Genomic DNA, 25,778 nt, shown 5'->3' with positions numbered 1-25,778 from the left:
CACTCTGGCGGTAGCTGGGACAACCGGAAGCGCATAACGGGTTGATCGACGCGTCGGCTTGAGGCAACGGTTCCCCCGTTTTTGCGGGGAGATGCGCGTGAGTGATCCGGTCGTTCCATCCTGGGTGCTGACTCTGGCTTGTGCCGACCGGGTCGGTATCGTCGCAGCGGTGAGCCAGTTTCTGGCCGAGCGCGGTGGCTTCATCACCGACAGCCAGCAATATGCCGACAGGGAAGCCGGGCGCTTTTTCATGCGCGTCGCATTCGAGGCCACCGACGATCATATGAACGACACGGATCGGCTGCGAAGCGAATTCACCAATATCGGCACGCGTTTCGCCATGGACTGGCGCCTGACAGCAGCCGACGAAAAACCGCGCATGCTGATCGCGGTGTCGAAGGGGTCGCATTGCCTGGCCGACCTGCTGCATCGCTGGCAGACGGGGACGCTGGCAGTCGACATCATGGGCGTGGTATCCAACCATCCAGACATGCGCCGGATCACCGAGTGGCACGGCATCCCCTATCATGAACTGCCTCCCAACGGCGACAAGGCCTCGCAGGAAACCGCGCTGCTCGGCATCTTCGATCGGACGCAGTCGGAATATCTGATCCTCGCGCGCTATATGCAGGTTCTGTCGGAGGGTCTGGTCGCCGGACTTGCCGGTCGCTGCGTTAATATCCATCACAGCTTCTTGCCCGGTTTCAAGGGTGCGCGCCCCTATCACCGGGCGCATGAACGCGGCGTCAAGCTGATCGGTGCGACGGCGCATTTCGTAACCGCCGATCTGGACGAAGGGCCGATCATCGAGCAGGCCGTGGAACGGGTCGACCATCGCGCGACAGCCGAAGACATGATCCGCATCGGCCGGGATATCGAGGCGCAGGTGCTGGCCCGCGCGGTCGGCTGGCTCGCCGACCGGCGGGTTCTGCTCAATGGCGGGAAGACCGTGGTCTTCCGGTGAACCGCGCTTTTGGCGCCTGCAAATCCTACAGGCCCAAACGGCTCCAGAAATCTTCCGGTTCGACCGGCGCCGTTCGTTCGGGGGCGCGTTCCACGCGGCTCCAGGATGAATGGGGGATATGGATTTGCTGGCCGCCGGCGAGACGGCGGCGCTTGCGAGTGCGAGGGGAATATTGGGTCATCGTCTTCTCCTGATGAGGAGGAACACGAAACCTTGCGTGGTCGCTTCAGTACCGTGCGCTTTAGCCGTTGATGACGCGGAGCAAGCTGACATCCTTCAAAAGCCGCGGAGCGTTGTGCTCGGGCATATATCTATTCATTCGATAGAGAGATGGGAAGATATCTTTACTTCAGCGGTCCTGAAGACAGGTTTCACGCCGTCAGGTGCAGCGAAGAGGCCTTGGAAAACGGAATGCCTTTTAGGATGTGGATACGGCCTGTGTATCAGAAGGCTACGTTGTAGATAAACCAGCCTACGATCAGCAGGCTCGTCACCACACATATCCGATCACCAAAAATGTCGATACGCGACATCACTCACATCCTTCCTTGATCGAGCGATCTCCGTCGCTTCGTTTGGAAAGAATAAACCATTAGAGATGGTAAAGGAATAGGAGAAGTGCGGTGAAAAGCCTTGCGAACGCGCCATATCGAGTGCGCGATGCCTTGAAATGGGACCTTGCACCGCCCGAAAAATCACAAGCCGGGCCGAAAATTCGCGGACTTCCCACGAAATCAGAAGCTTAGATTCACCCTAGACCGCGATGCTTCAGGAATGAACGGGTCGCCTCCTCCGGCCCGCGATAGGCTTCCTGGAACTCGGCGCTCCAATATTTGAGATCATCCAGATCGATCCGCGCACCCGAAACAGCGCAGAGCACGAACTGCCCCGGGCGCACGATGTCGAAATGCGGTGTCGCATAACGCAGTACCGCCAGTCCCTGAATATCCGCCATCAGTCGCCGGTCAGGATGCGATCGACGAGTTGCTTGACCGTCGGCACGAACCCGTTCGAGTAGAAGGGGTCCTGCTTGAACTTGTAGGCACCATGGCCCGCGAAGAGCAGATTCTTGTCGAGGTCGCCGCCATGGACAGCTTCCTGCAACGATTTCTGGATGCAGAAGCTGCGCGGATCGGCCAGACGGCCGGTCGAATTGGTCTCGCTGTCCATCCAGCTTGAAAAGGCGCACTGGCTGAGGCAGCCCATGCAGTCGGTCTGGTCCTTGCGGATTTCGGCCTTTTCCTCCTCGGTCACGAAGACCAGCGTATTGTCCGGCGTCTTGAGCGCAGAGGTGAAGCCCTGTCCCACCCATTCGCGGGCGCGCAGCAGATCGCCGCGGGTCACCCAGAAATTCTTGCCCTTCACGCCTGCGTCAAGCTGATGCGTGTGGTCGCCGGCCTGTTCGGTGCTGAACGGGATCTGCCGTTCGGAGCGGGCCTCAAGAGAGCGCAGGAAGGGGTTGCGAACCGCCGAACTGTAGAAACCGGTCGGAGAGAAACGATGCAGCAGTACGTCGCCCGGCTCAAGCTGGGTCAGGCGCTGTTTCCACTCGTCGGGGATCGGGCTTTCCTGCGTCAGCAGCGGACGGGTTCCGAACTGGAAGGCGATGGCGCCCAGTTCCGGATTGTCGATCCAGTCGTTCCAGTCCTTGAGATGCCAGACGCCGCCCGCCATCACGATGGGCACATCGTCGGAAATGCCGCCTTCGCGCATGGTCGCACGCAAATCCCTGACGCGCGGATAGGGGTCCTGCGGCACTTTGGGGTCTTCGGCGTTCGACAGGCCGTTGTGACCACCCGCCAGCCATGGGTCCTCATAGACCACTGCCGCCAGCCATTCCGACGCCTTGGAATAAGCGCGCTTCCACAGCGCGCGGAAGGCGCGGCCAGACGACACGATGGGGAGATAGCTGACACCGTAGGAAGCGGCGATTTCGCTCAGCTTGTAGGGCATGCCCGCGCCGCAGGTGACGCCGGCCACCATGCCCCTTGTCTTTTCGAGAACGCCGTGCAGGACGCGCTGGGCGCCGCCCATTTCCCACAGCACATTGATATTGATGGCGCCCTTGCCGCCCGCGATCTCGAACGCGCGCTTCACCTGCTCGACGGCGCCGTCGATGGCATAGGCGATCAGTTCCTCATGGCGGTCGCGACGGGTGCGGCCATGGTAGATTTGCGGGATGACGTTGCCGAAACTGTCGTAACTGTCGGCATTGACCGCCGAGACAGTGCCGATACCGCCGGCAGCGGCCCATGCACCGGAGCTGGCATGGTTGGAAACGGCTACCCCCTTGCCGCCCTCGACCAGCGGCCATACTTCACGGCCGCCGTAAATGATGGGCTTCAACCCCTTGAACAACGCAATCTCCCGCGCAAAAATCCCGTGGCCCCGACCACTTAAACGCCGCTCTATAGCAGCTTTACAGTGGAATGACGAATATTTGGGGGCGCCCTATCGCAAAATGCGGGGGCTGGATAGTGCCTCGCCATAAAGCCGTGCATAGGCATCGACCATCGCGTCTTCCGTGAAATCACGACGCGCCCGAAAGCGATTGGCTTCCCCAAGGCGTCGACGAAGCACCTCATCGGTGGAAAGGGCGCCGAGGGCGGATGCCAATGCGGCGTCGTCCGGCACGACGAATGCCCGGTTTTCAGGCGCCACCATGTTGGCGACATCGCCCACGTCCATCGAGGCTATGGGAAGGCCCGCCGCCATCGCCTCGATCAGAGAGATCGGAAATTGCTCGCTGTCGGAGGAAAGGGCGAAAATATCGAACAAGCCGATGAAACGCCATGGTTCGTGCATGAAGCCCGCCATGCAAAGGTCGTCGATTCCATGAGCGCTGGCTTCCGCCAATATGGCGTCGCGCTCCGGCCCCTCCCCCACCACCACCAGTTGCAGGCGGTCGCGATGCTGGGCGACGGCGCGGACGAGACGGGGATGTTCTTGACCGAACGCAAGCCTGCCAACGTACCGACCAGCAGCTTGCCAGGCGTGCGGTTGAGTGCGGGAATGGCGCCGGGCACGGGCGGCTGCGCATAACGGGCAGTATCAATGCCGTTTCGGATAAGGTGAACCTTGGCCGGAGGTTGGCGCCAGACCGTGCGGGCGATCCCCTCCAGGCGGATCGAGGGAACGACCAGCGCATGGGCGCGCCGAAGCGCCAGCCGGCGGTAGAGGTTGCGCTGGGGCTTGAGGCCGCCCGCCTCATCGGCGTTGAAACCATCCTCATGGTGGATGAGCGGCGGAAGGGCGAGCGATCGGGCATGGATGCGGTGCGCCATCACCGCATCCATGGCTCCCCAATTATAGCTGAGGATGAGGTCATATTGCGCCAGAAACTCCGCAATCGCCTTGAAGCGACCGAGGCTCGGCTTGCCGGCAAGCGGCGGCGGGTCGGGAAAATCGACAGGCGTGGCAGGATCGAGGGCGTCGCGGGCGCTCATCAGGTGCGGTGCGGCGCTGACGATGCTGTGATGGGCGCGATCACCCCATAGATTCATCAGGCGCACCGCGCGCGCTTCCTTGCCACCCAGCGAGAAGCTGCCGTGGACATGCAAAAACCGGGGCTGATCTGCTCGCGGTGACCGCCGGGATGCGAAATCGTCCATCTCACCCGAAATCGCGTCAGCCATTCAGGACGCGCGCCAGCAGCCGATCGATCGCGACGACCGATGCCGGTTCGTCGAGAAGCGGGGTATGGCCGACATGGGGAATGATCGCCAGTTCCGCGTCCGGGCCGATTTCCTCCACCATGCGAGCGGCAGTGACGGCGGACAGCAGGTCGGAGCGCTCGCCGCGCAGCAGCAGCGTCGGGATGCCGCGAAAGGCCTGCATCACCGGCCACATGTCGACACCTGCCTCGTCGCTGGCGACGCGCAGCGGCTCGGCAATGCGCATATCATAGTCGAGGACGATACGGCCCGCGCTGTTGAGGCGGTAAAGGCGCTTGGCCATGGCGAGCCATTGATCGAGGCCATAGGCGGGGTAGACGTCGCGATTGGATTCCTCCAGCGCGCGGGCGGCGTGGACCCAGCTTGGGTGCGACTGGCCGATGCCGACATAGGTGCGGATGCGGGCGAGGCCTGCCTCCTCCAGCGTCGGGCCGACATCGTTGAGCAGCGCGCCCGCCAGCCATTCGCGATGAGTGGCGGCGATCAACATGGTGATGATGCCGCCCAGCGACGTGCCGACGGCGACGAAGCGGGTGATGGCAAGATCGGCCAACAGGCGGGTGATGTCCTGCAAATAGGTCAGCGGGACATAGGTCATCGGGTCTTTCGCCTGCGCGCTTTCGGCGCGCCCGCGCATGTCCGGGCAGATCAGGCGCCAGTCGCCCGCCAGTCGCGCGGCCAGCGGCTCGAAATCGCGAGCATTGCGGGTCAGGCCCGGCAGGCAGAGCAAGGGCGGGCGATCATCCTCGCCCCCGGCGTAATCACGATAATGGAGCCTCAACCCGTCGGGGGACCACCAATATCCGTCGCTATAGCTGCTCAAGCTGCTTGATCCTTCCGCCCTGCATCCCCCATATCGCCGCATGCGCTCTGCCCTGCAACCCGCCAAATACAGCCCCGCGAACGAAATCGCCGCGCTGCAACCCGATTTCGCCGATCCGGTCGCGGCCGCCGACTTTCCACAGACGATCCTGCGCTTCCGCAACGACCGCTGGGCGCCGGCCGTGGGGCTTGGCGATCTGAATGATAGGGAATGGGTGGCGCATTTCGGACGGTTCGCGCCGATGGAGGGATCGCTGCCGGGACCGCTGGCGCTGCGTTATCATGGGCATCAGTTCCGGCAATATAATCCCGACATAGGCGACGGGCGCGGCTTTCTGTTCGCGCAGGTGCGGGACGGTGCCGGGCGGTTGCTGGACCTGGGCACCAAGGGGTCTGGGCAGACGCCCTACAGCCGTTTCGGGGACGGACGGCTGACGCTGAAGGGTGGGGTGCGGGAAATCCTGGCTACCGAGATGCTGGAGGCTTTGGGGGTAAACACGTCCAAAACCTTCTCCATCATCGAAACGGGCGAGGCGCTGGAGCGGAACGACGAACCCTCCCCCACACGTGGCGCCGTCATGGTGCGGCTCAGTCACTCGCATATCCGCATCGGATCGTTCCAGCGAGCGGCCTATCATGACGACAAGGCTTTGCTGGAGCGATTGACCGATTATGCACTGACGCGGCTTTACGGCGAGGTGCCGGGGGATAATCCGCCCGCGCAACTGCTGGGGCGGGTCGTCGAGCGGACGGCCGATCTGGCGGCGAGCTATATGGTCGCGGGCTTCGTGCATGGCGTGCTCAACAGCGACAATATCAATGTGACGGGCGAGAGCTTCGACTATGGGCCGTGGCGGTTCACGCCGTTGTGGGAGCCGGGCTTCACCGCCGCCTATTTCGACCATTTCGGCCTTTATGCCTATGGGCGGCAGGCGGAGTCGATCCATTGGGACGTGGCGCAACTGGCCGTGTCGCTGCGGCCTTTGGTGGAGGCGGAACCGCTGATCGCGCAGCTGGAGCGCTTTCCCCAGCTTTATGGCGAGGCGATGATCCGGCGGTTTTGCTGGCGGCTGGGCGTCGTGGAGAAGGACGAGGCATCCACGATGGTCGAGGCGGCGGTGCGCGGGATGACCGGCAGCCAAACGCCGATCGACCGCTTCTTTCAGGACTGGCGTGGCGGGGACGTACGGGACGGCGCGCCTTATGCCGGGGAGGAATGGGCCGGGTTCCGGGAGGCCATTGCCGGATTTGAGGCGAGCGGACGGAACGATCATCCCTATTGGGCGGATGTGGCGCCCTGCTCCATGCATATCGACGAGGTGGAGGCGATCTGGAACGCCATTGCCGAGCGGGACGATTGGGCGCCGCTCCATGCCAAGGTCGCGTCGATCCGGGACATGGGCGATGCGCTGGGCGATGCGCCGCCTCTTCCCTAACGCCCTATTATCCTCCATATCGGGGCCATGTCTGCGACGCTGACTTCGATAGAACCCGCCACTGGTGCCCTCTTGTGGCAGGGGACTGCCAGCGATGTGGAGGCGGAAGTCGCCCGCGCCCGTGCCGCCTGGCCGAAATGGGCTGCGCAGCCCATCGCCTATCGCATCGAAACGCTGCGCCGCTTCGTCAATGTCGTGCGCGCCAATGAGGAAGCGCTGGCCGACCTGATCGCGCGCGAAACCGGCAAGCCTCTCTGGGACGCGCGGACCGAAGTGACGGCGGTCATGAACAAGGTCGACATTTCCGTCGCCGCCTTTTCGGAGCGGACCGGACAGCGACGGCTGGAGGCGGCCATGGGTGCGCGCCAGTCGGTGCGGCACAAGCCCCATGGTGTGATGGCGGTACTGGGCCCCTACAATTTTCCGGCGCATCTGCCCAACGGGCACATCATCCCCGCCCTGCTCGCGGGCAATGCCCTGCTGTTCAAGCCATCGGAAAAGACGCCGGCGGTGGGCGAGATGCTGGTGCGTTTCTATCATGAGGCGGGCGTACCGGAGGATGTCGTGCGCCTGGTGCTGGGCGGTCCGGATGAGGGCAAGGCACTGGCCGCGCATCCCGATGTGGGCGGGATTCTCTTCACCGGCTCGGCGCAGACGGGGATCGCCATCAACCGGCAGTTCGCGGGCAATCCGGGCAAGATGCTGGCCCTCGAAATGGGCGGGAACAATCCGATCGTCGCCTGGGACACGGCGGATATCGCCAGCGCTGCGACGCTGATCGTGCAATCGGCCTTCCTGTCGAGCGGGCAACGCTGCACGGCGGCGAGCCGGATGATCGTCAAGGAAAGCCTGGCCGACACGCTGATCGCCGAGGTCAAGAAGCTGGCCGACCGGCTGATCATCGACCATCCCCATGCGGACCCGGCGCCCTATATGGGGCCGGTGATCGACAATCAGGCGGCAGATCATCTGACCGAAAGCTTCCTGTTCCTAATGAGCAACGGCGGCAAGCCGATCAAGCATATGGTCCGGCCGACCAAGGGATTGCCATTCCTGTCCCCCGCGATCATCGACGTCACCGCCATGGCGGAACGGCCGGATGTCGAGCTGTTCGGTCCTTTGTTGCAAGTGATCCGCGTGCCGGATTTCGAATCCGCGATCAGGGAAGCGAACAACACCCGTTTTGGATTGTCGGCGGCACTGATCGGCGGATCGCCCGAGCAATATAACCAGTTCTGGGCCAATATCCGGGCGGGAATCGTCAACTGGAACCGGCCGACCAACGGCGCGTCCTCCTCCGCCCCCTTCGGCGGCGTGGGTATTTCGGGCAATCATCGGCCAAGCGCCTATTATGCTGCGGACTATTGCGCCTATCCGGTCGCTTCGGTCGAGATCGAGCAACCCCGCGCCTCCATCGGCGTAGGCCTCAGGGATATAGACATCAGCACGATGGGGGACTGAAGGCCCCTTCCCAAATTTTCCTACGCGCCGGGCAAAGCATTCTGAATTGAAACAATCGGCTGCTTTCGCCATTTGCCGAGCATGGCTGAAACTGCACCTGCCACTGTCCATCTTGTCGGCGCCGGTCCGGGTGATCCGGAACTGCTGACGATCAAGGCCGTCCGGTTGATCCGCGACGCCGCCGTGATCGTGCATGACGGGCTGGTCTCGCAGGAGATATTGGCGCTCGCCTCTCCGCAAGCCGAACTGATTTCCGTCGCCAAGCAACGCAGCCGCCATTCGATGCCGCAGGAAGACATCAATGCCCTGCTGGTGGCAATGGCGCTGGCAGGACAATCGGTCGTGCGGCTGAAGGGGGGCGATCCCTTTATCTTCGGGCGCGGCGGCGAGGAAATGGAGGCCTGCCGCGCGGCAGGCGTGCCTGTCGAGGTCGTGCCCGGGATCAGTGCGGCGATCGGTTCGGCGGCGCAGGCGCAACTGCCCCTTACCCATCGCGACGCGGCGAGCGCAGTCACTTTCGTCGCCGGCCAGTGCAAGGGGCTGACCGATCAGGACTGGTCCGGGCTGGCGGGCGCCGGGCGGACACTCGTTATCTACATGGGCGTGGCGACGGCGGCGGACATTGCCGACAAGTTGATGGCCGACGGCGTTTCGCCGGCAATTCCGGTGGCGGTGCTTGAAAATGGCACGCGCGCCGATATGCGGACCTTGCGTACCCTGCTCGCCGACCTGGGCGACATGGTGGCACGGGAACAGGTAAAGAGCCCCGCGCTGATCGTGGTCGGGGAAGTGGCGAGCTATGCGCTGGCACGCGATGTGCTGGCGAATTGGACCGCAAGGACGAATATTGGGGCGGAGACAGACAAGTGAAGATTTTGACCGGCAATGACCTCAGCACCGGGGACGTGATCTGGTGGGCGGGCGACGGCTGGTCGCGGCAGGTCGGCGAATCCGTCGACGTGGGCGACAAGGGCAATGACCTCGCACGGGCCGAGGAAGCCGCGCTGCGCGTCGTGGGCGCCTATGTGATCGACGCTAGCCGAGACGAGGGCGGCGTGCGCCCGGCCCATATCAAGGACCGCATCCGTGCCCTGGGGCCGACCGTGCGCCCCGACCTGACGTTGAAACCGAATGACGCCGATGCCGGCAACTGGGTGATCTGAACCATGTATCGTTACGACAGCTACGACCAGTCCATCGTCGACGCCCGCGTCGAGGAGTTTCGCGACCAGACCCAGCGCCGTCTGGCCGGCCAGTTGACAGAGGATCAGTTCAAGCCGTTGCGCCTGATGAACGGCCTGTATCTCCAGCTCCACGCCTATATGCTGCGCGTCGCCATTCCCTATGGCACGCTGAGCGCCAAGCAGATGCGCAAGTTGGGCGAAATCGCGGCGAAATATGACAAGGGCTATGGTCATTTCACCACGCGGACGAACCTTCAGTACAACTGGATCAAGCTGGCCGATGCGCCGGATATCCTGGCCGAGCTGGCGACGGTCGAGATGCATGCCATCCAGACCAGCGGCAACTGCATCCGCAATATCTCGTCCGATCAATATGCGGGCGTGTCCGCCGATGAAGCGACCGATCCGCGTCCCTGGGCGGAATTGCTGCGCCAGTGGTCGACCTTCCATCCGGAATTCACCTATCTGCCGCGTAAGTTCAAGATTTGCGTGATCGCGTCGAAGGAAGACCGGGCGGCCATGCGCCTGCATGACATCGGCCTTAAGCTGGTGTCGCGGGACGGCCAGATCGGCGCGGAAGTCTATGCCGGTGGCGGCATGGGCCGTACGCCGATGGTTGCGCCGCAAATCAAGGACTTCGTGCCCGAAGATGAGATCGTCTCTTATCTGGAGGCTTGCCTGCGCGTCTACAACCGCTACGGCCGCCGCGACAACAAATATAAGGCGCGGATCAAGATCCTGGTCCACGAACTGGGCGTCGAGGAATATAAGCGTCAGGTCGAGGAAGAGTATGCGCATATGAAGCAGCTCGGCCTCAACCCGCCGACCGAGGAACTGGATCGCATCCGGCCCTTCTTCGCCAACCCCGCTTATGAGCAGGGTCTGGCCGACGAAATCGACCGCGCCGATCCGGCCTTCGCGTTGTGGGTGGACCGTCAGGTCGCGGCGCACAAGCAGCCGGGCTATGCCATCGTCAATATCAGCCTGAAGCCCAAGGGCGGGATTCCGGGCGATGCTTCGGCGGAGCAGATCGGGCTGGTGGCTGATCTGGCCGAAACCTATTCGTTCGATGAACTGCGCGTGACCCATGCACAGAATCTCGTCCTGCCGCATGTGAAGAAGGCGGACCTCTACGCCATCTGGCAGAAGCTCGACGAAGCCGGGCTGGCGGAGGCCAATCTGGACCTCATCACCGACATCATCGCCTGCCCTGGCCTGGACTATTGCAGCCTTGCCAATGCGCGGTCGATCCCGCTGGCGCAGAAGCTGTCGGAGCGCTTTGCCGACGCTGGGCGGCAGAAGGATCTGGGCGAGCTGAAGGTCAAGATTTCGGGCTGCATCAACGCCTGCGGCCACCACCATGCCGGTCATATCGGCGTGCTGGGCGTGGACCGGAAGGGCGTGGAGAATTTCCAGCTCTCGCTCGGCGGATCGGGCGCGGAGGACGCCGCCGTCGGTCAGATCACCGGCCCCGGCTTCTCGGAAGATGGCGTCGTGGATGCCATCGAGAAGGTCACGGACCTCTATCTCGCTGAGCGAGAGGAAGGCGAACGCTTCCTCGATACCTATCGCCGTCTTGGCATGAAGCCCTTCAAGGAGGCGATCTATGGTTGAGTTCCTGTCCTTCCGCGAAGGCGAAGCCGCGCAGGAGCCGGCCGTGACGGTCGAATCCTTCACCGGCCAGTCCAACTCGACCGCCGTGCGGATCGAAGCGGGCGAGGATGCGCGTGAATTGCTGCCCTATCTCGACCGGCTGTCGCTGGTGGAGGTGAACTTCCCGGCCTATGGCGATGGGCGCGGCTATTCGGCGGCGCGGATTTTGCGCGAGGCCGGATATGAGGGTGAGCTTCGCGCCGTGGGCGATGTGCTGGTGGACCAGCTCAATGCCATGCGTCGCTGCGGTTTCGACAGCTTCCGGCCCGACAAGGCGCTGGACGATGCCGCCGTGGAGCGTGCGCTCCATCGTTATGCCGACGTCTATCAGAAGACCGTCGACGGCCGCAGCCCGGTGTGGGCGAAACGGCACCCGGAGACTGTGAATGGCTGAACCTGCCCGCAAGCTTGACGTCATCGACGCCCGCCCCGCCTTTACCCAGGCCGACGCGGACGCGCTCAACGCGCGTTTCGAAGGCGTCGACACGCTGTCGATGCTCAAGACCGTCTTTGCCGAAGGGCTGGCGGGGAATGTCGCGGTCGTCTCCTCCTTCGGCACGGAAAGCGCCGTGCTGCTGTCGCTGGTCGCCAAGGCGGACAGGACCGTGCCGGTGATCTTTGTCGATACGCTCAAGATGTTTGGCGAGACGCTGGACTATCGCGAGACGCTGATCAGCACGCTGGGCTTCACCGACAGCCGCGCCGTGGTGCCCAATGCGGAAGTGCTGGCGAAAAAGGACGAAACCGGCCTGCGCTGGTCCTATGATCCCGACGGCTGCTGCGAAATCCGCAAGGTAGAACCGATGGCCCGCGCCAAAGAAGGCCTCGACGCCTGGATTTCCGGGCGCAAGGCGTTCCAGTCGGTAACGCGGCAGAACCTCCCCCGCTTCGAGGTTGAGGATGGCCGCCTGAAGATCAATCCGCTGGGCGATTGGACCAAGGACGATCTGGAAGCCTGGTTCGAGGCGGAAAATCTGCCGCGGCATCCGCTGGAGGCACAGGGTTATCTGTCGATCGGTTGCGAACCATGCACGTCCAAGGTGCTGCCGGGCGAAGATCCGCGCGCCGGGCGCTGGCGTGGGTGGGACAAGGTGGAATGTGGCATCCACTCACCGGTGGCGCCGATCCCCTCACCCGTCGCCGATCCGGACGACCCGGCGAACCAGCCGGTGTTCTGAACCTTTCAAATCCTCCCCTCGCCAGGCATTGGGGAGGATTTTTGTTATTGCCCGCCTGTTTCCAACCCATTGCTATACAATCGTTCGATGATTACCCCTTGCCGCCTGCAAGGGAGCAACGACCATGAAAATCATCGCGCGGATTTCCGTCCTGGCCGTGGCGATCGCGGCGTTTGGGCCGCCGTTGGGCGCGCAGATCGATCCGATGACCCCCGACACGGTCAAGGTCTACGATCCCGCCCGCGAGCAGGCCGATTATATCCGGCGCGAGGTCATGATCCCGATGCGCGACGGGGTGAAGCTGTTCACCGTCATCGTCATGCACAAGGGCACGAACCACGGTCCAATCCTGCTCAGCCGCACGCCCTATAATGCGGGCAAGGCGACGTCCCGCAACCGCAGCCAGAAGATCGAGGAAATCCTGCCCGTCTCCGACGCCGAGTTCGTCAATGACGGCTATATCCGCGTCTATCAGGATGTGCGCGGGCTGGACGGCTCCGAGGGCGATTATGTGATGACCCGGCCTTTGCGAGGGCCGCTCAATCACACCCAGGTCGACCATAGCACGGACGCCTATGACACGATCGACTGGCTTGTGAAGAATGTCCCGGAAAGCAATGGAAAGGTTGGGATAACCGGATCATCCTATCTGGGCTTCACGTCACTGATGGCCCTGATCGATCCGCATCCGGCGCTGAAAGCGGCCGTGCCGCAAAGCCCCATGGTGGACGGCTGGATCGGGGACGACTGGTTCCATAACGGCGCCTTCCGCCAGCCCAATTTCAACTATGTGCTGGGTCAGACCGCGAAGAAGGGCGGCGGCGGCGTGCCCTATGGGACGGGCGATGAATATGAGGCCTATCTGGCCGAGGGGTCGGCGGGCGATTTCGCGCGAGCCTATGGGCTGGATATCTTCCCTTTCTCGCGAAAGCTGATGGAGCATCCGGCCTATGACAGCTATTGGCAGGAGCAAGCCGTCGACAAGCTGCTGGCCAAGCGCAAGCTGACCGTGCCGACCATGCTGGTCGTGGGCCAGTGGGACCAGGAGGACAGCTATGGCGCCCCGGCGGTCTACAAGGCGCTGGAGCCGCAGGACAAGAATAACGACATGGTGAGCCTGATCATCGGGCCATGGCGACACAGCGGCGTCAATTATGACGGTTCGCGGTTAGGCGATCTGGATTTTGCGGGCGATACCGGGCTTCAGTTCCGGCGTGACACCATGAAACCCTTTCTTGACCATTATTTGAAGGATGATCCTCCCAAAGGTTATAAGGTGCCTGGCGCGCTTAGCTATGAGACCGGAGCCGACAAATGGCAGGTGATGGCGAAGTGGCCGGGCGGCAAGGCGACGCCGCTATATCTATCCGCAGGCAATGGTTTGAACTGGGTAAGGCCGGCGACCGAGGGCAGCGACAGCTATGCCTCCGACCCGGCCAAGCCCGTGCCCTATCTTCCCCGCCCCATCCTCCCGAACAAGGATGATGCGTGGAAGACCTGGCTGGTGAAGGACCAGCGCTTCGTCGCCGGGCGGCCTGATGTGCTGAGCTATATGACGCCTGTGCTGGACAAACCGGTGCATATCGCCGGGCAGCCGATGGTCGACCTGTTCGCGGCGACATCCGGAACGGACAGCGACTGGGTGGTCAAGCTGATCGACGTCTATCCCGAACAATATAGCAACGTGCCGAAAATGGCGGGCTATCAACTGCCGATCGGAATCGAAATCTATCGCGGCCGTTACGTCCATGGTTTCGACAAGTCGGAGGCGCTGGTGCCGGGCAGGGTTGAGAATTACAAATTCGGCCTGCCCAATGTGAACCATGTGTTCCAATCGGGGCACCGGATCATGGTGACGGTGCAATCGAGCCTCTTCCCGCTTTACGACCGCAATCCGCAAAGCTTCGTGCCGTCGATCTTCAACGCGAAGAAGAGCGATTACAGGATTGCGACGCAGAGCGTGCATTATGGCGCCGGCAAGGCAAGCGCGATATGGTTGCCGGTGATGCCGGATTGAGGGGGAGGACGATATGGCCGTCGAGCTGAAGATATTGGCGTGGAGTTGCGTATTGCTGCTGGTCCACATTTTCGCGGCGGCGCATATCAAGACCCGGCAATATGGCACCAAATGGAATATGGGCGCGCGCGATGAGGAATTGCCGCCGCTCGCCCCTGTCGGCGGGCGGCTGGTTCGCGCGCAGGCGAATTTTCTGGAAACCTATCCGATCGCCATCATCGCGCTGTTGGGCGTGGTGATTGCGGGGAAGACCAGTGGGTTGACCGCGATCGGCGGATGGATGTGGCTGGGCGCGCGGGTGGTGTATCTGCCGCTCTATGGCATGGGCGTGCCGGTGGTTCGGACTATGGCCTATCTGGTCAGCATGGTGGGGTTGGCGTTGGTGTTTCAGGCCTTTGTTTCAGGGTGAGGTGAGCACGTCGCTCCCACCCTTTCGCCACGCTACGCGTGGCTCCTTCCCTCTCCCGGCGGGAGAGGGATTGTTCCTTACTCGATATCTTCCAGATAGCTGCCTTCCGCCAGGTCCGAGAAGCGGGTGATCCGGGCGTCGAACTTCATGCGGATGCGGCCGGTGGAGCCATGACGCTGTTTTGCCACGATCACTTCGGCAAGCCCGTAGATGCGCTCCATTTCCTGCGCCCATTCCAGATGCTCGGAGCTTTCCTTGTTCCCCGGTTCCTTGGCGGCGACATAATAATCCTCGCGGAACACGAACCAGACCATGTCCGCGTCCTGCTCGATCGAGCCTGATTCACGAAGGTCGGAGAGCTGCGGGCGCTTGTCCTCGCGCTGCTCAACCGCGCGGCTGAGCTGCGACAATGCCAGAACCGGACAATTAAGTTCCTTCGCCAAGGTCTTCAAACCACGGGAAATTTCGGAAATCTCATTGACGCGATTGTCGCCCTTTCCCGTGCCCTGGAGGAGTTGAAGATAGTCGACCACGACGAAGCCGATATCATGGCGCCGCTTCAGGCGGCGCGCGCGGGTGCGCAGCGCCGCGATGGTAAGCCCGGGCGTGTCGTCGATGAACAGCGGCAGCTCCTGCAAATCCCGCGCCGCGCGGGACAGATTCTGGAAGTCGGTACGGCTGATCTTGCCCATGCGGAGCGCTTCGCCGCTGATGCCCGACTGTTCGGCCAGAACGCGGGTGGCGAGCTGGTCGGCGGACATTTCCAGACTGAAGAAGGCGGTCTTGGCACCCATATTCTTTTCGGGCGGAATGCCATCTCCATGGTCCCGTAACCAACGCGACGCCGCATTATAAGCGATGTTAGTGGCGAGCGAGGTCTTGCCCATACCCGGACGACCCGCAAGGATCATCAGGTCCGAATTGTGCATGCCGCCGATTTTCTCGTTGAGGCTGTTGATGCCGGTGGTGATACCCGAAACATGGCCGCCGCTGTTGAGCGCGCGTTCGGCGACCTGCACCGCCATGGTGGTGGCGGTGGCGAAGCTTTTCACCGACCCGGTTTCGCCCTCTCCTTCCGACACTTTATAAAGCGCGACCTCGGCCTGCTCGATCTGCTCGCGCGGGTTGACATCCTCGCTCGTATCCAAAGCATTTTCAACTAGTTCCCGTCCGACATGGACGAGTTGTCTCAGGAGGGCGAGATCATAGATTTGCGTGGCGAAGTCGCGCGCGCCCAGCAGCGCCGCGCCATTGCCGGTCAGCTGCGCGAGATAACCGACACCGCCCAGTTCCTTGAGCGCCGGATCCTGTTCCAGCATCGGCTTCAGCGTCACCGGGTTCGCGACCATGTCGCGTTCCACCAGTTTCATGACGGCCTCGTAGATACGGCCATGCATCGGTTCGAAGAAATGTTCCGGCTTCAGCTTCAACTGGACGTCTTCGGCGATGCGGTTGTCGATCATCAGCGCGCCCAGCAGTGCAGCCTCCGCCTCGACATTGCGGGGAAGTTCGGTGATGCCAGATTCTGTGGCGGCGTTGATTTGCACGAGTTCGACCATTGCCCCCCTCATCGCGCCGCGCACCGACCCTTGCAAGGTGGAAGGTTGAAAGCATTCGGAAAAACTGTGGACAACAGTCCTCTTCACTTTTCCCGGTTGCATTTCCTTGTGCGCCGCCGCACTGACCATAGCGTCCATGGCCGACCCGCGCATCATCGATATCACGCTCGACGAGCGGACGATCCTCTGGCGCAACGCCGATGTCGAGCAGGAACGGCGCATCGCCATTTTCGACCTGCTGGAAGACAATTATTTCGAGCCGCAGCGGGTGCATGAGGACGGCTATGCCGGCCCCTACAAGGTTCTGCTGCGGGTCGAGGAAGGACGGCTGGTCATCGAGATCAGGCGGGAGAATGGCGATCCGCTGGAGGCGATCATCCTGAGCCTGGGCCGGTTCCGTCGTCCGATCCGCGATTATTTCGCGATCTGCGACAGCTATTACCAAGCGATCAGCAACGCCTCGCCGCAGCAGATCGAAACGGTGGACATGGCGCGCCGCGGCATCCACAATGCCGCCGCCGAGACGCTGATCGAGCGGCTGGAGGGCAAGATCAAGGTCGACTTCGATACGGCCCGTCGCCTCTTCACGCTGATCTGCGTCCTGCACATCAAGGGGTAAGGGGCATCCATATTACGAGTTTCGGCCAGTTGCTGACCCGTTTTGGCGTGGTTTCCGCTGTCCTGGGCCTGTTGGCCCTGGGCGGATGGCTTTATGCGCGTGATTGGGCGCCGAGCCGCGAGGAATTTCCGACCCAGGGCGTCTCCATATCATCCGACAACGGAACCGTCGAATGGGGCACGCTGGCAGCGCAGGGAACGGATTTCGCCTATATCCGCGCGGCCAGCGGCGGACAGCTTCGCGACCAGGCGTTCGAAGCCAATTGGGCGGCCGCGAGGGCAGCAGGAATGCGCTATGGCGCTTCGCTCGATTTCAGCCTGTGCGCCAAGGCCAGCGATCAGGCGACCGCATTCATGACCATGGTGCCGCGCGACAACGCCGCCCTGCCTCCGGTGATACGGCTGGCTTTCGAACCGGGCTGCCGGGCGCGGCCGGGTCAGGATGCGGTCCTGTCGGAATTGAACACGCTGATCAACCTGATCGAAAGTCATTCGGGCACGCCGGTCGTGCTGAACCCCAGCGACGATTTCGATGCGCGATATGACATAGCCTCCGGAATCAACCGGACGCTGTGGCTGGACCGCAATTTCTTTCCCCCCGACCGCGAAAAGCGCAAATGGGTGATGTGGACAGCCAGCGATATGCGGCATATCGACGGCATCGACGGTCCGGTGAAATGGGATGTGATGCCGCGATGAACGCGACGGAAGAATTGATCGGGGCGGCGCGCAAGGCAATGATCCATGCCCATGCGCCCTATAGCCGCTTTGCCGTCGGTGCCGCGGTACGGCTGACCGATGGGCAGATCGTGACCGGCTGCAATTTCGAGAATGCAAGCTATGGCCTGTCGCTCTGTGCCGAGACGGTGGCGCTGGCGACGGTGAACGCCCAGGGGCGCTTCGTCGATGTGGAAGCGATCGCGGTCGTCGGCGGCGCGATGGGCGCGGATGGTGCGGTAACCGGCGATGCCATCGTCACGCCCTGCGGCCGGTGCCGCCAGATCATGAATGAAGCCGAGCAGATGGCCGGGCGGGCGCTCGCCATCTACTGCGCGGCGCCAGAAGGGCACGCCCTGGTCCAACATAGCGTCGCTGAATTATTGCCTCATGCCTTTGGTCCCAGAGATCTCGGCATATTGCCAGGAAAGAGCTGAACCAGCCATGTCGATACTATCGGATAAGTGGATTCGCGAACAGGCCCAGACCAGCGGCATGATCGAGCCGTTCGTGGAAAGCCAGCGGCGCGACGGGTGCATCAGCTACGGCCTTTCCTCCTATGGCTATGACGCGCGGGTCGCTGACGAATTCAAGATCTTCACCAATGTCGACAGCGCCGTGGTGGACCCGAAGGATTTCGCGGCCAACAGCTTCGTCGACCGCAAGACCGACTGCTGCATCATTCCGCCCAACAGCTTCGCCCTGGCCCGGACAGTCGAATATTTCCGGGTGCCGCGCGACGTGCTGGTGATCTGCCTTGGCAAATCGACCTATGCGCGGTGTGGCATCATCGTGAACGTCACCCCGCTGGAACCGGGCTGGGAAGGTCATGTGACGCTGGAATTTTCCAACACCACCCCGCTTCCCGCCAAAATATACGCCAACGAAGGCGCGTGCCAGTTCCTGTTCCTCAAGGGCAATGAGCCCTGCGAGACCAGCTATGCCGACCGGGCAGGCAAATATATGGGGCAGCAGGGCGTCACATTGCCCCGCCTTTGAGGTCGTGCGACACTGGCAGGCATGATGGGTGACCCCCTGTCCGCCAGGCGGAGTCCGCCATGCTGATACCCTTCCGTCGCCGGAACGCGCCTGATCGGGGGCCGTTGCCCGACGTGGGCGAGGATGTCCGCATCTACGCGATCGGCGACATTCATGGGCGTGACGACCTGTTCGCCGAACTACTGGACCGGATCGCGCAGGACGAGGCGGATCGCCCTCCCTTGCCGCGGCTCCTCATCCTGCTGGGCGATCTGGTGGATCGCGGACCGCAATCGGCGCAGGTGGTCGAGCGGGCGATGGCCATGGCGCGATCGAAGGAGAATGTCCGCTTCCTCAAGGGCAACCATGAGGAAGTTTTCATCGCCGCGGCACGAGGGAGCGCGCAGGCGGTCCGCTTCTTCCGGCGGTTGGGCGGCATTCAGACGCTGGCCAGCTATGGCCTCCCCCCCCACAACAGCAGCGCCATGAGCGATACGGCGCTGGCGCAGTGGATGCTGAACCATATCCCGCGCGACGCCGTCGATTTTCTGGACGATTTTACCGACATGCTGCCGGTCGGCGGCTATTTGTTCGTGCATGCCGGCGTGCGGCCGCGCATTGCTCTGGAAGCGCAGAAGCCGGCCGACCTTCGCTGGATCAGGGGCGATTTCCTGAACCACCGACGCTCCTTCGGCAAGATGATCGTTCATGGCCATAGCATCACCGAAGAGGTCGATATCCAGCCCAACCGGATCGGCATCGATACAGGAGCCTTTGCCAGCGGAAGGTTGACCGCCATTGGCCTGGAAAAGGACCGGCGCTGGTTCCTGCACACCGGCATTGGCAAAGTGTAAATTCATTAGCGCTTGTAATAATATTACAAGAATATCGAATTTTGCGCGGCATTCCCGATCACTCATAGAGTGACCAAGGTCATTCTCTGTCGGCCTGTGACAAACAGATGGCGGATTGGGACCTATTCTTCGTTCAGAAAGGCAGAACGGCAATAAAGGCCGTCTTTCAACAGGGGAACAATCGATGCGTATTCGCCGTGCACTGGCGGGGTTCGCCCTCGCCACCTGTCTTGTTTCGCCCACGCAAATCCTCGCCGCCACGCAAATGGACGCGACGCTGTCACAGCGGCACAAATTCGACATCGCACCACAGCCGCTGAGCAGCGCACTTCGCCAGCTATCGACCCAGTCCGGCGTGCGCATCCTCTTCCCCTATGACGAGGTCGCGGCCATCCGCAGCCGCGGGATCCAAGGCTGGCTGTCGACCCAGGATGCGCTGGAACGGCTGCTGGCCGGAACCGCGCTCAAGCATAGCGAGGCAGGCGTCGGCGTAATCGCTCTGGCCGTGCCCAGCAACCGCAGCGCCGCGCGCCGCAGCCCGATGGCGGTCCAGTTCGCGCAGGCCAGTCTGGCTGGCACGCAGCCCGTCGCCATGGCGCCCGCCGCCGAGGCCGAGGATGCGTCCGCCCCCATCATCGTCACCGGTACGCGCCAGACCACGCGCACGGTCGCCGAAAGCCTTGCGCCGATCGACGTTCTGAGCGTCAAGGACCTGGAGGCGAGCGGCAAGCAGTCGGTGCGCGACCTGCTGGGCACGCTGGTCCCCTCGATCAACGTGTCGAACAACGGCGCTGGGGCGAGCTGGGCGGTGCGTACCCTGTCTCTGCGCGGCCTGGGCGGCGATCAGTTGCTGGTGCTGGTCAACGGCAAGCGTCGGCACAATACGGCGACCCTCTTCATCAACGGGTCAGTGCAGAACGGCCAGTCGCCGCCGGACCTGGACCTGATCCCCGGCAACTCCATTCAGCGGATCGAGGTGCTGCGTGACGGCGCATCGGCGCAATATGGGTCGGACGCGATCGCGGGCGTCGTCAACATCATCCTGAAGAACGACACGTCCGGCGGCGCGGCGCTGACCATGGGCAGCACGGCCGACAATGGCGGCTGGCAGGGCCGCTGGCAGGTCGACAAGGGCTTCGCCCTGGGAGACGGCGGCTATATCCACCTCTCCGCCGATGGCGTGTTGCAGGACAACACTATGGTAGAGAGCAGCCCGATCGCCGGGACCTTCTATCCCACGGGCGACCCGCGCAACGCCAGTCCGAACCGCATCCGCGCCAAATATGGCCAGCCCCAGGTGATCGGCGGCAATGTCAGCTATGACGCGATGCTGCCCATCGGGGAAAGCACCGAACTGTACAGCTTCGGCACTTATTCGAAACGCCATGCGGCGGGCTGGCTGACCTATCGCCTGCCGAGCGCGGTCAACAACATATTGGAGGTCTATCCCGACGGCTATATCCCTCGCATTCACGTCTATGACGAGGATTTCCAGGTCGCGGCGGGCATTCGCGGCGACGGGCCGGCGGGCATTCATTACGACCTTTCCACCACCTATGCGGAGGATGAGGTCAAATATAGCCATACGACCTCGCTGAACGCCTCCCTGGGGCCGGCCAGCCCCACCCATTTCTACCTGGGCAAGGTGCGGTCGAACGAATGGACGACCAATCTCGATCTCCAGAAGGAATTCGAAGTCGGGCTGGCAGAGCCGCTGTTCCTGGCGGTCGGCGGCGAATATCGGCGCAACAGCTTCCTGATCGGCCCCGGCGATCCGGTCTCCTATATCGACGGCGGCTATCGTTCGCCCGCTGGCTCCTGGCGGGCGGGAGAATTGCGCACTGCAGGGTCGCAGGGCGTAACCGGCTTCCTCCCCTCCGGATCGGGCAAGTGGAGCCGCAACAACTGGAGCGCCTATATCAACCTGGAGCAGAAGATCATCGAGGGCTTCGAGATCGGCCTCGCCGGGCGACATGAGGATTATTCCGACTTCGGCACTACCGATACCGGCAAGGTTTCCGCCCGCATAGAGCCGGTGAAGGGCTTTGCCCTGCGCGGCACGGCAAGCACCGGTTTCCGCGCGCCGACGCTCCAGCAACAGCATTATGCCTCCTCCTCCACCATCGGCGTGCCGGTGAACGGGGTGAACGTGCTGCTGCCGGTACAGGCCCTGCCGGTGGGTTCCCCGGCAGCGGTGGCGCTGGGCGCGGTGCCGCTGAAGCCGGAAAAATCGACCAACTTCTCGGCGGGCGTCGTGCTGACCCCCGTGCATAATCTCAACATCACGGTCGACGCCTACCAGATCAAGATTCGCGACCGCATCATGCTGAGCGAGACGCTGAGCGGGACCATGGTGCGCAACGTGCTCGCGGCGGCGGGCATCCCGGGGGTAGCGGGCGGCTTCTACTTCGTGAACGCGGCGGATACGCGGACGCGCGGGTTGGATATCGTCAGCACCTATCGCACCGGGCTTGGTGACATGGGGTCGCTGACCGCCAGCCTGTCCGCCAATTTCAACAAGACCATCTTCACCCATATCGACCCCATTCCCAATGTGCTGGCGGGATCCGGGCTAGTGCTGGTGGGCCGCGCCAAGCAGGGCGACTTCACCAAGGGAACGCCGCGCAACAAGTTCATCGGCAATCTGCTGTGGGACTGGGGCGCCTTCTCCGCCAATCTGCGCGCCACCCGATACGGCAAGATCACGCAGGTCGCATCGGGCATGGTGCTTCATGACGCCACCAACACCGCCTGCACCGCCGGAAGCACGGGCTGCACGCTGGGCTATGTCGACGAGGAGGTGAAGCCCAAGGTCATCTTCGACCTGGAGATGGGATATAAGCTGACCCAGGGCGTCAAGCTGTCGGTCGGCGCCAATAATCTGTTCAACATCTATCCGACCAAGCTCAATCCCGTGAACCGTGTCGTGGGCAGCCTCTACAACGCCTATGCGCCCTACGGCATCAGCGGCGGCTATTATTACGGCCGGCTCAATCTGGAATTCTGACAAGGAACGCAAGCGCATGACGGGTCGATTGAAGGTGAACCGCCGCGAAGCTCTCGCGGCGGGCGGGATCGGACTGCTTGCGGCCGGCAGTGCCGGATCGCTGGCGCAAGGCAAGGCGAATGGCGCTCCGGCGGCGGGCAAGGAGACGGTGGTGACCGTCGAGGATTGCACCAATGTCGCCCTGGCCCTCTCGCCCGACGGCAGCCGCATCGCCTTCGACCTGCTCGGCATATTGTGGACGCTGCCGGTCGAGGGCGGCACGCTCACCCGGTTGACCGGCGACTTCGACGACCTCGCCCAGCCCGACTGGTCGCCCGACGGCAAGCGGATCGCCTTCCAATCCTATCGGTCGGGCAATTTCCATATCTGGTCGGTGGCAGCCGAAGGGGGCGACCTGCGCCAGCATACGGACGGATTGCTCGACGACCGGGAGCCGCGCTGGTCGCCCGACGGCAGGACCATCGCCTTCTCCAGCGACCGGGCCGGGGGCCGATACGCCATCTATCTGCTGGATGTGGCGAGCGGTGAGGTAACGCCTTTTTCGAAAGGCACCACCAACGACAGTGAACCTACATGGTCGCCTGACGGCAAGGCGATCGCCTATGTCGCTGGCGGCACGAAGCTGATCAAGGCCGATGTGGCAAGCGGGGCGACAACGGAAATCGCTTCCGTTCCGCTCTCCACCGACCGTTTCAACGCCGCCGCGATTATGGCACCCGCTTTCGCACCCAACGGGACGATCCTCTATACCCGGCAGTTGCCCGGTTCGCTGACGCTGGTCCGGGGCGGCCAGGATATCGTCACGGGCGAGGACCTCTATCCCTTCCGTCCCGCTTTCACCAGCGATGGCGCGATCCTCTACGGATCGAACGGCAAGATCCGCAAGCTGAAGGATGGCCAGGCGACCGTCCTGCCCTTCAAGACCAGCGTACCGGTGACGACGCCCGATTACCGGAAGAAGACGCGCGATTTCACCTCGACAGCGTCTCGGCCGGTCGTGGGCATCGCCGCGCCGATGCTGTCGCCCGATGGGAAGAGCATCGTCTTCGCCGCGCTCAATGATATCTACGTCATGCCCATCGGCGGATCGCCGAAGAAGCTGATCGGCGATCCCTATCATAAATGCGATCCGGCCTGGTCGCCCGATGGCAGGACCATCGCCTATTCTTCCGACCGGGGCGGGACGCTGGACCTGTGGCTGCACGATCTGGCGACGGGCAGGGAACGGCAACTCACCAACATCCCAGGCAAGGCGGTCGCCTGGGGCAGTTGGTCGCAGGACGCAAAGCTGATCGCCTTTCTCGATCAGGAGGGAGCGCTCCACAGCGTCGACGTGGCGAGCGGGACGGTGCGCAAGGTCTTCGATGCTCTGTGGGAGCCGGGACGGCCGAGCTTCGGACCGGACGGCAAGACCATCGCCTACGCGGCCTTCAAACCGGTGACGGGCCGCTACCGCGAGGGCGCGAGCCAGATCCTGACCGTCGATCTGACAACGGGCAAGGGACGTTACCAGGCGGTAGCGGAAGGCAAGTCGATGGGCGTGCGCGGGCATGACGGGCCGGTCTGGTCGCCCGACGGCCAGTGGATGGCCTATGTCTTCGCCAGCACGCTCTGGGTCGTGCCGGTGAAGGAAGACGGCAGCTTTGCCGGAGCGCCGCGCCAGATCACGACCGAAGTCACCGACGCCCCCAGTTGGAGCGGGGATTCGCGAAAACTGCTCTACCTCAGCAACGGAAAATTGCGGCTGGTATCGATTTCGGGAGGTGTGGCGCAGACTGTGCCGTGCCGTCTCAACTGGTCCAATGCCAAGCCTTCGGGTCGCACCATCATCAGGGCTGGCAAAGTCTGGGACGCCATGTCCGCCGATTACCGGACGGGCGTGGACGTGGTGATCGACGGCAACCAGATTGCCGCGATCACGCCCCATGACGGCCGGGCGCCGTCGGACGCCAATGCGAAACTGGTGGACGATGGCGCCCTGACGCTCATGCCCGGCCTGATCGACATGCACACACACCGCCAGATGGCGGGCTATGGCTATGGCGACCGCATGGGCCGACTGTGGCTGGCGATGGGCGTGACGGCGACCCGTTCGCCGGGCTGCCCGGCCTATCATATGGTCGAGGACAGGGAAGCGATCCAGAGCGGCAAGCGGATTGCGGCGCGGCACTATGCCACTGGAGAGGCGATCGACGGCGGGCGCATCTTCTACAATTTCATGCGGCCCGTCACCGAACCGGGGCAGATGGCGCTGGAACTGGAACGGGCACGCGCGCTCGATTACGACATGGTGAAGACCTATGTGCGCCTTCGCCATGACGTGCAGAAGCAGGTCGTGGACGAGGCCCATCGCATGGGGATGCATCTTTCGTCCCATTATCACTATCCCGCCCTGCATAGCGGCATGGACTGCATGGAACATACCGGCGCCACCAACCGCTATGGCTATTCGCGCACCATCACCTCGCTGGGTGGCGGCTATCATGACGTCGCCGATCTATTCGCGGCGGCCCGGGCCGGACGGACACCGACGCTGTTCGCGGCGACCGCCTTGCTGGGCGAAGATAGCGGTTTCGCGCAGGATGAGCGGATCAGGACGCTGTATCCCGCCTGGGAATATGAAAAGCTGCTGGCGCGGATAAAGGCCATGACGGGCGACGGTGGCAAGCCGATGCTTGCCTCACTGGAACGGCAGGTGCAACAGATCAAACTGATGCTGGCGGCCGGCTGGCATCCGATTTCGGGCACTGACGCGCCGATCGACCTGACCGCGATCAGCCTGCATCTCAACCTGCGGGGCATGGTGCGGTATGGGATTTCACCGTATGAGGCGCTGATGATGACGACGCGCCGGTCGGGCGAGTTTCTGGGCGAGCCGGTCGGGCGGATCGAACGCGGCATGCTGGCCGACATGATCCTGGTCGACGGCGACCCGCTGAAGGATGTGAACGCGGTCGCGAACGTGAGGAAGGTCATCGCCAACGGCGTCGTCCATACGCCGGAGCAACTGATGGCGCCCTTCGTGAGCGCAAAGCCTCAAGCGGATATGACGCCGATACTGCCTCCCCTCGCCCATGCGCATCAGCATTTCTGGTGGCATGCGGCGGAATATGTGGAATCCAGCCGTGCAGCCTGTTGCGCGGGACATGCCGTGGCGCATGTCTAGAGCATCGTGCGCAAAAGTGGGAACCGGTTTTGCGCTTAAAGCGATGCGATAACAAAAGCTTAGAGCGTGCGGCTCGCGTAC

Annotated in this window: 22 protein-coding genes and 1 pseudogene; 17 read left to right on the top strand and 6 right to left on the bottom strand. The window is 62.9% G+C overall.

The genetic code is table 11. The features are described from left to right. The first annotated feature begins 91 nt into the window (after window positions 1-91). On the top strand, window positions 92-964 hold the full coding sequence (gene purU, locus YP76_RS21545) for a formyltetrahydrofolate deformylase (RefSeq protein WP_198147578.1): 873 nt from the start codon (window positions 92-94) through the stop codon (window positions 962-964). A 25-nt stretch (window positions 965-989) separates the two neighbouring features. Here the strand turns inward: purU and YP76_RS28390 are convergent, their stop codons facing one another. The 5 genes and pseudogenes from YP76_RS28390 to YP76_RS21525 all read right to left on the bottom strand — a co-directional run bounded on the left by YP76_RS28390 (window position 990) and on the right by YP76_RS21525 (window position 5,461). After that, window positions 990-1,145, bottom strand: a complete 156-nt coding sequence (locus YP76_RS28390; RefSeq protein WP_197707420.1) for a hypothetical protein — start codon at window positions 1,143-1,145, stop codon at window positions 990-992. Window positions 1,146-1,712: 567 nt separating this feature from the next. Further along, window positions 1,713-1,919, bottom strand: coding sequence for a DUF2093 domain-containing protein (locus YP76_RS21540; RefSeq protein WP_046765658.1), 207 nt, complete (start codon window positions 1,917-1,919; stop codon window positions 1,713-1,715). Next, complete coding sequence (locus YP76_RS21535) at window positions 1,919-3,322, bottom strand: NAD(P)H-dependent flavin oxidoreductase (RefSeq protein ID WP_046765657.1); 1,404 nt, start codon at window positions 3,320-3,322, stop codon at window positions 1,919-1,921. Before YP76_RS21535 ends, YP76_RS21540 begins: the two co-directional genes overlap by 1 nt. A 93-nt stretch (window positions 3,323-3,415) precedes the next feature. Beyond that, a pseudogene (locus YP76_RS21530) lies at window positions 3,416-4,575 on the bottom strand (glycosyltransferase family 4 protein). A gap of 16 nt (window positions 4,576-4,591) precedes the next feature. Next, on the bottom strand, window positions 4,592-5,461 hold the full coding sequence (locus YP76_RS21525; RefSeq protein WP_046765656.1) for an alpha/beta fold hydrolase: 870 nt from the start codon (window positions 5,459-5,461) through the stop codon (window positions 4,592-4,594). Window positions 5,462-5,501: 40 nt separating this feature from the next. Between YP76_RS21525 and YP76_RS21520 the strand changes: the two genes are divergently transcribed. From YP76_RS21520 to YP76_RS21480, 9 genes are all read left to right on the top strand, one after another. After that, on the top strand, window positions 5,502-6,896 hold the full coding sequence (locus tag YP76_RS21520; RefSeq protein ID WP_046765655.1) for a protein adenylyltransferase SelO: 1,395 nt from the start codon (window positions 5,502-5,504) through the stop codon (window positions 6,894-6,896). A 27-nt stretch (window positions 6,897-6,923) separates the two neighbouring features. Continuing rightward, window positions 6,924-8,357, top strand: coding sequence for a succinylglutamate-semialdehyde dehydrogenase (gene astD, locus YP76_RS21515; RefSeq protein ID WP_046765654.1), 1,434 nt, complete (start codon window positions 6,924-6,926; stop codon window positions 8,355-8,357). A gap of 81 nt (window positions 8,358-8,438) precedes the next feature. Then, window positions 8,439-9,227 carry a uroporphyrinogen-III C-methyltransferase gene (gene cobA / locus YP76_RS21510; protein WP_046765653.1) on the top strand — a complete coding sequence of 263 codons (789 nt, stop codon included), beginning with the start codon at window positions 8,439-8,441 and terminating at the stop codon, window positions 9,225-9,227. Then, window positions 9,224-9,520, top strand: a complete 297-nt coding sequence (locus tag YP76_RS21505; RefSeq protein WP_046765652.1) for a DUF2849 domain-containing protein — start codon at window positions 9,224-9,226, stop codon at window positions 9,518-9,520. The genes cobA and YP76_RS21505 overlap by 4 nt, the downstream gene beginning before the upstream one ends. Window positions 9,521-9,523: 3 nt before the next feature. Further along, the gene (locus YP76_RS21500; protein ID WP_046765651.1) at window positions 9,524-11,155 is read left to right on the top strand and encodes a nitrite/sulfite reductase; all 1,632 of its coding nucleotides are present in this window, start codon (window positions 9,524-9,526) and stop codon (window positions 11,153-11,155) included. After that, window positions 11,148-11,588, top strand: a complete 441-nt coding sequence (locus tag YP76_RS21495; RefSeq protein ID WP_046765650.1) for a DUF934 domain-containing protein — start codon at window positions 11,148-11,150, stop codon at window positions 11,586-11,588. The genes YP76_RS21500 and YP76_RS21495 overlap by 8 nt, the downstream gene beginning before the upstream one ends. Further along, window positions 11,581-12,372: a phosphoadenylyl-sulfate reductase gene (locus YP76_RS21490; protein ID WP_046765649.1), complete on the top strand. Its 792-nt coding sequence runs from the start codon at window positions 11,581-11,583 to the stop codon at window positions 12,370-12,372. The genes YP76_RS21495 and YP76_RS21490 overlap by 8 nt, the downstream gene beginning before the upstream one ends. A 124-nt stretch (window positions 12,373-12,496) precedes the next feature. Next, complete coding sequence (locus YP76_RS21485) at window positions 12,497-14,389, top strand: CocE/NonD family hydrolase (RefSeq protein WP_046765648.1); 1,893 nt, start codon at window positions 12,497-12,499, stop codon at window positions 14,387-14,389. 13 nt (window positions 14,390-14,402) lie between these two features. Next, entirely contained in the window at window positions 14,403-14,798 is a 396-nt protein-coding gene (locus YP76_RS21480; RefSeq protein WP_046765647.1) for an MAPEG family protein, read from the top strand. 77 nt (window positions 14,799-14,875) lie between these two features. On the opposite strand, the gene YP76_RS21475 is transcribed toward YP76_RS21480, so the two are convergent. Then, complete coding sequence (locus tag YP76_RS21475; RefSeq protein WP_046765646.1) at window positions 14,876-16,357, bottom strand: replicative DNA helicase; 1,482 nt, start codon at window positions 16,355-16,357, stop codon at window positions 14,876-14,878. Window positions 16,358-16,493: 136 nt separating this feature from the next. On the opposite strand from YP76_RS21475, the gene YP76_RS21470 reads away from it, so the two are divergent. The 7 genes from YP76_RS21470 (at window position 16,494) to YP76_RS21440 (ending at window position 25,697) form a co-directional block, all read left to right on the top strand. Next, the gene (locus tag YP76_RS21470; protein ID WP_046765645.1) at window positions 16,494-16,976 is read left to right on the top strand and encodes a UPF0262 family protein; all 483 of its coding nucleotides are present in this window, start codon (window positions 16,494-16,496) and stop codon (window positions 16,974-16,976) included. A 47-nt stretch (window positions 16,977-17,023) separates the two neighbouring features. Next, a complete protein-coding gene (locus YP76_RS21465; RefSeq protein WP_232307682.1) occupies window positions 17,024-17,674 on the top strand; it encodes a glycoside hydrolase family 25 protein in 651 nt (216 codons plus the stop codon). Continuing rightward, window positions 17,671-18,129, top strand: coding sequence for a cytidine deaminase (locus tag YP76_RS21460; RefSeq protein ID WP_046765643.1), 459 nt, complete (start codon window positions 17,671-17,673; stop codon window positions 18,127-18,129). The genes YP76_RS21465 and YP76_RS21460 overlap by 4 nt, the downstream gene beginning before the upstream one ends. 7 nt (window positions 18,130-18,136) lie before the next feature. Further along, entirely contained in the window at window positions 18,137-18,691 is a 555-nt protein-coding gene (gene dcd, locus YP76_RS21455; protein WP_046765642.1) for a dCTP deaminase, read from the top strand. A 59-nt stretch (window positions 18,692-18,750) separates the two neighbouring features. Further along, complete coding sequence (locus YP76_RS21450) at window positions 18,751-19,524, top strand: metallophosphoesterase (RefSeq protein WP_046765641.1); 774 nt, start codon at window positions 18,751-18,753, stop codon at window positions 19,522-19,524. A 184-nt stretch (window positions 19,525-19,708) separates the two neighbouring features. Further along, the gene (locus YP76_RS21445) at window positions 19,709-22,531 is read left to right on the top strand and encodes a TonB-dependent receptor plug domain-containing protein (RefSeq protein WP_046765640.1); all 2,823 of its coding nucleotides are present in this window, start codon (window positions 19,709-19,711) and stop codon (window positions 22,529-22,531) included. Window positions 22,532-22,547: 16 nt separating this feature from the next. Next, window positions 22,548-25,697, top strand: a complete 3,150-nt coding sequence (locus YP76_RS21440; RefSeq protein WP_046765639.1) for an amidohydrolase family protein — start codon at window positions 22,548-22,550, stop codon at window positions 25,695-25,697. Window positions 25,698-25,778 lie beyond the last annotated feature (81 nt).

It is taken from the genome of Sphingobium chungbukense, assembly GCF_001005725.1.
GTDB lineage: Bacteria > Pseudomonadota > Alphaproteobacteria > Sphingomonadales > Sphingomonadaceae > Sphingobium > Sphingobium chungbukense.
This window is presented reverse-complemented; position numbering and strand designations above follow the sequence as displayed.